The sequence below is a fragment of the Neoroseomonas rubea genome, from assembly GCF_016106015.1.
In the GTDB taxonomy this organism is placed as follows: domain Bacteria; phylum Pseudomonadota; class Alphaproteobacteria; order Acetobacterales; family Acetobacteraceae; genus Neoroseomonas; species Neoroseomonas rubea.
In genome coordinates this window covers 1-6,086 of sequence record NZ_JACADQ010000258.1, presented here as the reverse complement: position 1 = coordinate 6,086, position 6,086 = coordinate 1, and the positions used below count along the sequence as shown (strand labels likewise).

At 73.4% G+C, this 6,086-nt stretch carries 5 protein-coding genes; 2 read left to right on the top strand and 3 right to left on the bottom strand.

Annotation, left to right across the window (positions count from 1 at the left end):
- Positions 1–155: 155 nt before the first annotated feature.
- Complete coding sequence (locus HW577_RS18860) at positions 156–698, bottom strand: MOSC domain-containing protein (protein ID WP_198377686.1); 543 nt, start codon at positions 696–698, stop codon at positions 156–158.
- Positions 695–2,317, bottom strand: a complete 1,623-nt coding sequence (pgi, locus tag HW577_RS18855; RefSeq protein WP_198377685.1) for a glucose-6-phosphate isomerase — start codon at positions 2,315–2,317, stop codon at positions 695–697. The genes HW577_RS18860 and pgi overlap by 4 nt, the downstream gene beginning before the upstream one ends.
- A 55-nt stretch (positions 2,318–2,372) precedes the next feature.
- On the opposite strand from pgi, the gene HW577_RS18850 reads away from it, so the two are divergent.
- Both HW577_RS18850 and HW577_RS18845 read left to right on the top strand, forming a co-directional pair.
- The gene (locus tag HW577_RS18850) at positions 2,373–3,017 is read left to right on the top strand and encodes a histidine phosphatase family protein (protein WP_198377684.1); all 645 of its coding nucleotides are present in this window, start codon (positions 2,373–2,375) and stop codon (positions 3,015–3,017) included.
- A gap of 55 nt (positions 3,018–3,072) precedes the next feature.
- Positions 3,073–5,325, top strand: a complete 2,253-nt coding sequence (locus tag HW577_RS18845; RefSeq protein ID WP_198377683.1) for a hypothetical protein — start codon at positions 3,073–3,075, stop codon at positions 5,323–5,325.
- Between the two features lie 3 nt (positions 5,326–5,328).
- On the opposite strand, the gene HW577_RS18840 is transcribed toward HW577_RS18845, so the two are convergent.
- On the bottom strand, positions 5,329–6,086 hold a 758-nt coding region (locus HW577_RS18840; RefSeq protein WP_198377682.1), incomplete at its 5' end, for a M16 family metallopeptidase.

Here is a 6,086-nt window from a genome sequence, read left to right as displayed (position 1 = left end):
GCGCGCCGCGCGCCGCCTGGGGGCGCCCTGCCCCCTCGGGCTCCCCCGCCAGGGGACGACGGTCCCCTGGACCCGCGGTGAGTTGAAGAATTGGGTTCCGAGGGCCTTTCGGCCCTCGGCGGGGGAGTGCGAGGGGGCGGCGCCCCCTCGTGGCGCTACACGGGGACGAGTGTGCGCTGTTCCCCCACCGGCAGTTCGACCCCGACCGCATCCCCGACCCGCACCGCGCCGCCGCGCCGCACCACCCCCATGATCCCTGCCTTGCGGATGAGCGTGCCGTCCTCCGCACGATCCAGCATCGCCTTCATGAGTCCGGCCTGGAAGCGGTCGAGCTGCGCGCAGGGATTGCGCAGCCCCGTCACCTCGACGATGGCGCTGTCGCCGAGGCGCAGCCGCGTGCCGGTCGGCAGGTCGAGCAGGTCGATGCCTTCGGTCAGCACGTTCTCCCCGATGCCGCCCGGCGGCACGACGAAGCCGCGCGCGGCGAGTTCGGCGAGGAGTTCCGCCTGCAGCAGGTGCACCTGGCGCAGGTTCGGCTGCGTCGGGTCGCGCGCGACGCGGGATCGGTGCTTCACCGTGGCGCCGGCATGGGCGTCGCCTTCGACGCCGAGGCCTTCGACGAGCGTGATTTCCGCGACGGTCTGCTTGGAGAAGCGATGCGCGCCGTCCCGCGCCACGGCGATGATGCGCGCGGTCATCCGCGCAGGGCCGCGAGGCTTGCCGCCGTCGCCGGGTCGGCCACCGTGCCGCGGCCTTCCAGCGCCGGCAGGATGCCGCCCGCGAGCTGCTTGCCGAGTTCCACGCCCCATTGGTCGAAGGGGTTGATGCCCCAGAGCGCGCCGAGGCAGGCGACCTTGTGCTCGTACAGCGCGACGAGCGCGCCGAGGGTGAAGGCGTCGAGCCGTGGCAGAAGGATGAGCGTCGAGGGACGGTCGCCGGTGAAGACGCGATGGGGGGTGAGGGACGCGATCTCGGCCTCGCTGCGCCCTGCCGCGCGCATCTCCGCGACGACGGCTTGCGCATCCTTGCCGCGCAGCAGCGCTTCCGCCTGGGCGAGGCCGTTGGCGAGCAGCTTGCGGTGGCTGTCGGCGTGCGGATGGTCGGGGGTGGCGACGAGGATGATGTCGGCGGGCACCGGCACGGGCGCCTGGTGCAGCAGCTGCATGAAGGAATGCTGCGCGTTGGTGCCGGGCTCCCCGAACACCACCGCGCCGGTCGCGCGCGGCACGGGCGAGCCGTCGGCGCGCACGCCCTTGCCGAGGCTTTCCATTTCCAGCTGCTGGAGATGCGCGGCGAAGCGGGAGAGGCGCTCGTCATAGGCGAGGACGGCGCGTGAGGGATAGCCCAGCGCGTTGACGTGCCAGGCCTCGGTGAGGGCGAGCAGCAGCGGCAGGTTGTCGGCGGGCGGTGCGGCCAGCGCATGCGCATCCATCGCGCGCGCGCCTTCGAGCAGCCGGTCGAAGGCCGGCACGCCGAGGGCGAGGGCCAGGGAGAGGCCGATCGCGCTCCAGAGGCTGAAGCGCCCGCCGATCCATTCGTGGAAGCCGAAGACACGATCGGGCGCGATGCCGAAGGCGGCGGTCGCCGGCAGGTTGGTGGAGAGTGCCGCGAGATGCGCCCCCGCGCCCGCTTCCCCCAGCGCATCGACGAGCCAGGCGCGGGCGAGGGCGGCATTCGCCATCGTCTCCTGCGTCGTGAAGGTCTTCGATGCCACCAGCACGAGGGTGCGGGCGGGATCGAGGCGGGCGCGCATCTCCTCCCACGCATGGGCGTCGACATTGCCGAGGTAATGCGCGCGCAGCGGCGCGGCCGGCGTCCAGAGCGCGCGCGCGGCCATGGCGGGGCCGAGATCCGATCCGCCGATGCCGATGTTGAGCACGTCGGTGAAGCGCTCGCCTGTCGCGCCGCGCGTGGCGCCGTCATGGACGGAGGCGGCGAAGGCGCGCATGCGGGCGAGCGTGCCCTGCGCGTCGCGCCACAGCGCCGCCAGTTCGGGCGTGCCGTCGGGCTGCGTCGCCGCGCGCAGGGCCATGTGGGCGGCGCCGCGCTTCTCGGTGACGTTGACAAGATCCCCGCGCGCCATGGCGGCGAGGAAGCCCGGCGCGTCGGTCGCGCGCGCCAGCGCCAGCAGCGCGTCCAGCACGGCGGGCGCGATGGCGGTGCGGGAGAGATCGAGCGTGAGTCCCGCGCCGCGGCGCGTCATGCGCGCGGGGCGGTCCGGATCGGCGGCGAACAGGGGACGGATGGCGGAAGCGCCAGGGCGGCGCCCGAGGGTTTCCACCGCGGCCCAGGCCGCTTCGGCATCGCGTTCGGTCATGGGCGCATCATCGCACGGGGCTGGAAGATCGGCATCCGGGGAGCACATCAGGGGCATGTGGCCGCGCCGTGGCATCATCGCCCTGCTGCTTGCCCCCGCGGCGGCGCGGGCGGAGCGGTTCGCGCCGGTGAGCGATGCCTCGCCGGAGGGCGCGGCGCTGGTCGCGCGACTGCGGGCGGGCGGGATGGTGCTGTTCTTCCGCCACGCCGATACGCGCGGCGAGCCCTGCGACCGCAGTTTCCGCGTGGGCGACCGGGCGGGGCAGCGGAACATCTCGCCCGCCGGGCGCGCGCAGGCGCGGCGGATCGGGGAGAGGCTGGCCGAGCTGCGCATTCCTGTCGCCTTCCCGGTCCTGGCGGGCCCAGTGTTCCGCACGCGCGACACGGCGGAGGAAGCCTTCGGCGCCGCGCGCGTGACGGTGACGGACAGCCTGCTGGCCGATGATTTCTCCGGGCCGCGGCTGGACTGGGTGCTGGCGGAACATCGCCGGCTGTTCTCGGAGCCGGTGCCGCGGGGGGAGGTGCGCGTGCTGATCGGGCACCGCACGCCGGCGATCATGGTGGCCGGCGATGCCGTGGGCGGGCGGGCCTTTCCGGAAGGCGGGGCGCTGGTGATCGCGCCGCGCGGGGCGGAGGGCTTTCGGGTGCTGGGGGTGCTGGAACTGGCGGCGCTGCCGGGGGGTGGGTTTCACGGGTGCTAGGGCTTGCGGCATGATGTTCCGATAAAGGAACAAATGACGCGCCGGAGCGACGCCCATGTCCACCCCCGAGATCGCCGCCCTCCTCTTCGCGCCGGAACCCGGCTGGAACCGCGCCAATGGCGAACCCGGCACGGTCGCCTACAGCTTCGCCGACGATGCGGGCCGCCTCTTCGGCACCATGCCCGCCGGCGAATGGGCGCCCTTCTCCGAGACACAGAAGGCCGGCATCCGCGCCGCGCTGGCGGCCTGGGCGGATGCGAGCGGCCTCGCCTTCGTCGAGGTGCCGGACACCCTGCCGCCCGGCGACATCAACATGCGCTTTCACCTGGAACTGCTCGGGCCGGGTCCGGAGGAAGGCTTCGCCGGCTATCCGCCCGGCGGGCACGTCTATCTCAGCCTGCCCACGCTGGGGTCGAGCAGCTTCGCCCCGGGCACGCACGGCTTCCGCGTCGCGATCCACGAGATCGGCCACGCGATCGGGCTGAAGCATCCCTTCGAGGGCAGCGCGCAGCTGCCCGCGGCGCTGCTCACCGCGGCCAACACGGTGATGTCCTACGACAATGCGCCGGTGAGCGGCCTCGGCGTCTACGACCTCGCCGCGGTGCGCTTCCTGTATGGCGCGAACACGGTCGCGAACGGTGCGGCGGTGACGCGCGCCTGGGATGCGGGGCGTGAGGCGGTGCGCCACACCGGCAGCGCGGCGGGCGAACGCATCTTCGGCACGAGCCTCGCCGACATCATCGAGGGCGGCGCGGGCAACGACATCCTGCGCGGCGGCATCGGGATCGACGAGACGCGCGCCTTCACCGAGGGCTATGGCAGCGATTCCATGTCCGGCGGCGAGGGCGACGACACGATCGAAAGCGCCTTCGACATCTTCGACAACGACACGATCAATGGCGGCGCGGGCTACGACTGGCTCGTCATCCGCAGCGTCACGGACCCCTTCGACGGGCCGCTCGGCGCGGTGTTCGACCTGCGCGAGGGCATCCTGCGCCGCGGCACCACCTTCGCCACCCGCACGGATGTCGTCTTCGGCGTCGAGGGCGTGCTCGGCACCGATGGCACGGATGTGCTGACCGGCCTCTCCTTCTCCACCACCGGCGTGACCTTCCGCTTCGTCGGCGGGCGGGGGAACGACCGCATCACCGGCTTCAACACCGATTTCAACCAGGCCGACTACCGGTCATCGACGAGCGGCATCGTCGCGAGCCTCGCCACCGGCAGCGTGCAGGACGGCCTGGGCGGGACCGACACGCTCTCCCGCATCCGCAACATCGCGGGTTCCGCGACCGGCGGAGACAGCATCGAGGGCGGAACCTTCGGCGACCTGATCTTCGGCATCGGCGGTGCCGATACGCTGGTCGGCGGCATGGGCGGGGACAGGCTCGATGGCGGGGCGGGCGCGGACAGCCTGGTGGGCGGCGCGAACGACGATCTCTACTGGGTGGACAGCGGGGCCGACCGCATCCTGGAACTGGCCGGCGGCGGGCGGGACAAGGCGATGGCCTCCGTCTCGCTGAACCTCGCCGCCGAGGTCGAGGACCTGCTCCTGTCCGGCACCGCGGCGCTCGCGGCCAACGGCAACGCGCTCGGCAACGGCATGACGGGCAATGTCGGGGCGAACCGGCTGAACGGCGCCGGCGGGGACGACACGCTGGCGGGTGCCGCGGGCAACGACACGCTCGATGGCGGCCTGGGCGGCGACCGGCTGGTGGGCGGGCCGGGCGACGACCTGTTCATGGTGAACGATGCGCGCGACCGTGTCGTCGAACTCGCAGGCGGCGGGCGGGATCGCGTGGTCGCCACCATCGCCTTCACGCTGCCCGTCGAGGTGGAGGAGCTGGCGCTCGGCGGCACGCTCGCCATCAACGGCGCGGGCAATGCGCTCGGCAACCTCGTCACCGGCAATGCGGCGGCGAACCGGCTCGATGGCGGGGGCGGGGACGACACGCTGGCGGGCGGGCTCGGCTTCGACACGCTGGTGGGTGGTGCCGGCGCGGACCGCTTCCTGTTTGCCGGCCTCGGCCAGGGTGCGGACCGCATCCTGGATTTTTCCCCGGTGGACGACGTGATCGCGCTGGCGCGCGCCGGCTTCGGCAACCTGCTGCCGGCAGGCGCGCTGGACGCCGCGCGCTTCAGCGACACGGGGGGCGCGACCATCGCCGGCCCGCAACTGGTCTACACGCCGGCGACGGGCATCCTGCGCTGGGATGCGGACGGCACCGGCGCGGGCGCGGCCGCGAACATCGCGATCCTCATGCCGGGCACCGCGCTGACGGCGGCGGACATCGTGATCGCGGCGTAGCGGCTACATGCCCTGCGGCTGTCCCGCCACGGTCACCGCCAGCCCGTCCGGCTTCAGCAGCGCGGCCGCGACGCGCGCCGCATCCTCGCGCGTGATGGCCCGCAGCCGCGCATCCCGCCCGTCCAGCCAATCGAGCGGACGGCCGTTGCGCCGCATCGCCATCAGCGTGCCGGCGATGCGTCGGCTGTCGGTGAACTGCAGCGGCAGGGAGCCGGTCAGGTAGGCGACCGCCTCCTCCAGTTCCGCCGCCGTCGGGCCCCGCGCGGCCATTTCCGACCAGACATCCTTGGTGACCGACAGCGCTTCCGCCACGCGGGCATTCTCGGTGGCGAAGGCGCAGGTCACGACGCCGCCGCGGAACAGGCTGTCGAGTCCCGCGCCGATGCCATAGGTCAGCCCGCGCTGCACCCGCACCGCTTCCATGAGGCGGGAGGAAAAGCCCCCACCGCCCAGCACGCGCAGCACCACCTGCGCCGCTTCCCATTCGGGATGCGTCGCCGGCAGCCCCGCCTGGCCCAGGATGACCTGCGACTGCGGCGCCGCGACCGGTACGACGCGACGGCCGAATTCGGCGAAGGGTGGCAGCGCGGGCGGCGCGTCCGGCGCGCCGGCGGGCAGCGCGCCGAACAGTTGCTGCATCAGCGCGGCGAGCTCGGCCGGGCGGATCGCGCCCGAGGCGGCGATCACCATGCCGTCGCGCCGCACCTGTCGCGCCAGCGCGGCGCGCAGCATGTCGGCGGAGATCGGCGCCAGGCTTTCCG

Bases quoted from the DNA above. Each gene is read 5' to 3' on its own strand.
- HW577_RS18850 (WP_198377684.1), top strand. From the start codon at position 2,373: ATGTGGCCGCGCCGTGGCATCATCGCCCTGCTGCTTGCCCCCGCGGCG.
- pgi (WP_198377685.1), bottom strand. From the start codon at position 2,317: ATGACCGAACGCGATGCCGAAGCGGCCTGGGCCGCGGTGGAAACCCTC.
- HW577_RS18845 (WP_198377683.1), top strand. From the start codon at position 3,073: ATGTCCACCCCCGAGATCGCCGCCCTCCTCTTCGCGCCGGAACCCGGC.
- HW577_RS18860 (WP_198377686.1), bottom strand. From the start codon at position 698: ATGACCGCGCGCATCATCGCCGTGGCGCGGGACGGCGCGCATCGCTTC.